This window comes from Tranquillimonas alkanivorans (assembly GCF_900115595.1).
Classification (GTDB): domain Bacteria; phylum Pseudomonadota; class Alphaproteobacteria; order Rhodobacterales; family Rhodobacteraceae; genus Tranquillimonas; species Tranquillimonas alkanivorans.
In genome coordinates this window covers 1-1892 of the sequence record NZ_FOXA01000072.1, presented here as the reverse complement: position 1 = coordinate 1892, position 1892 = coordinate 1, and the positions used below count along the sequence as shown (strand labels likewise).

2 protein-coding genes are annotated in these 1892 nt (G+C 68.1%); both read right to left on the bottom strand.

Annotated elements, in window-relative coordinates; all coding sequences use genetic code 11:
* Window positions 1-949 precede the first annotated feature (949 nt).
* Window positions 950-1636: an NnrU family protein gene (locus tag BM162_RS22135; protein WP_093426016.1), complete on the bottom strand. Its 687-nt coding sequence runs from the start codon at window positions 1634-1636 to the stop codon at window positions 950-952.
* Between the two features lie 4 nt (window positions 1637-1640).
* Complete coding sequence (locus tag BM162_RS22130) at window positions 1641-1871, bottom strand: NnrT protein (RefSeq protein ID WP_093426015.1); 231 nt, start codon at window positions 1869-1871, stop codon at window positions 1641-1643.
* Between the last annotated feature and the right edge of the window lie 21 nt (window positions 1872-1892).

Below are 1892 nucleotides of genomic sequence, written 5' to 3'. Positions count from 1 at the left end.
AGATCGTCTGGACCTTCCCCGATGGCGGCACCGTCGGCTTCGCCTGCAACGTACCCGGCCACCGCGAGGCCGGCATGGTCGGCGAGTTCGACCTGATGGACGAAGAGAACGACGTTCAATCGTGAAACCCTTGGGGGCGGTGCGACACGCCGCCCCCGAAGACCCACCGGCTGTCACGGCCCGGGTGACGGTGTCCTTCGTTAGAGCTTGATACGGAACCCGCAAAACTGATCTGCATCAAATCGATCTCCCCCTGACGCCTCTATGACTGCGGCGGAGGTTGGAAGGGAAAGCGGAGATGGGCATGTGCCGCGTCATTGATATCGACAGCCGCGCCGTCAGAAATGCCGGCCGTTCAAGGCGCTTTCTTTCGTCCGTACGACCGGCCAAAGCGGGGCGCGGGTGCGCTCTCCATATCCTCCAAGGGGGAGACGCTCTGACGCTGACCCTCCAGCCGCGTCAGGCGCAAGGAGGTCCGGGACGACACGAAGGTGCGCGCCCGGCCAGCAGCAAGCGATGCCCCCTCGCCGCATGTCTCTCGGCTGTCCCTCTGGACGTTCCCGCGCGAAGCTTCTGAACTCGAAGTCCGTCGGGCGGATGACGCTGCCAATGAGCTTTGCGCATCAGAAGGTCCGGAACATGCCTGGCGCAGCCGACCGCACCGGTTTCGGCGATGGTGATTTTGCGTCGGTCTCGGCTGCGTGGCAGGGATCTTCGGGGAGCGGACGACCCTCTGCAGCGGGCTGAACCACTGTATGTCCGTCGCGCTCTGGCTGACCTCTGTTGTGTGTGAGCGGGGTTCTTGGCGGCCCGGTGTCTACACGCGGCTCCGGGGATCACCGCCGCCTGTCCTCACCTTGCCGCGCTGCAGTCGTACAGCCGGTCGGTCGTCCAGCTCTCAAGCCGAGCTTGGTCCGCGTGGCACGGCTTCGGGTTGAACCGCGTCGAGTTAAGGGACCGGCGAAGCTCCGATGACTGGGGCGTGCAGGTGGTAGAGGCCGATGTAGAGCAGCGCGGCGGCGGCGAGGCGGGTCAGGGTGGTCTTGCCGTTCCGCCTCCACCAGCCCGCCTGCATCAGCGGTCGGAGGGACAGGATCGCGGTGGCTTGGCGGATGGCGGCCCACCGATCCGGCTCGGCGGCCCGGGCGCGGGCGTCGAAGAGCCGCATGGCGGCCAGCGAGATGGCGGCGAAGCCGCCGAACAGGACGACGTGGGCGAGGTCCGGGTTCGCCACCATGTGCGCGCCGCCCCAGAGCCCCAGGGCCCAGAGCATCGGGTGGCGCGTCACCGCGGCGAAGCCCGGCCGCGCCGGATCGAAGGTTGCTATTTTCCGGCCGCCGAGCGTCCACGGGTAGGCCATGCCGCCCCCGAGGCCGAGGAGCGCGACCGCGGCTGGCATCACCAGGTTCGGCACCCAGCGCTGCCACGGCGCCAGGTCGATCACGGGCAGGTAGGGCGCGCGGCCTGCGGCGACGACCAGCCACACCAGGAGCACGGTCGACACGGTGCCGTAAGCGGCAAAGTACGCCCGCCGGCCCATCGTGGCGATGAGGCCGTCGCGCAGCGGACGGTGCGACGGCAGGAAGTGCGTCGCCACGAACAGCGCGAGCACCAGTGCGAATTCGGTCCAGCCCATGGGGTCACTCCCTTTCACATTCGTCCATCAGCCGCCGGATATGACAGGCGAAGGCCCAAGTCATCGGCGCACCCACCAGAAGGCCCCCGCCCAGCGACTGCACCGGGGTGAGCACCGGCAGCCCGATCCAGGACAGGATCAGCGAGGCGAAGAAGACGTTCACCGCCGCCGCACCCGCTCCGAACGGGTAGAGCGCGGCGGAGAGCTTACAGATGCTGCGCGCGCGCGGGGTCATCGCTTTTGCACCATCCACTGC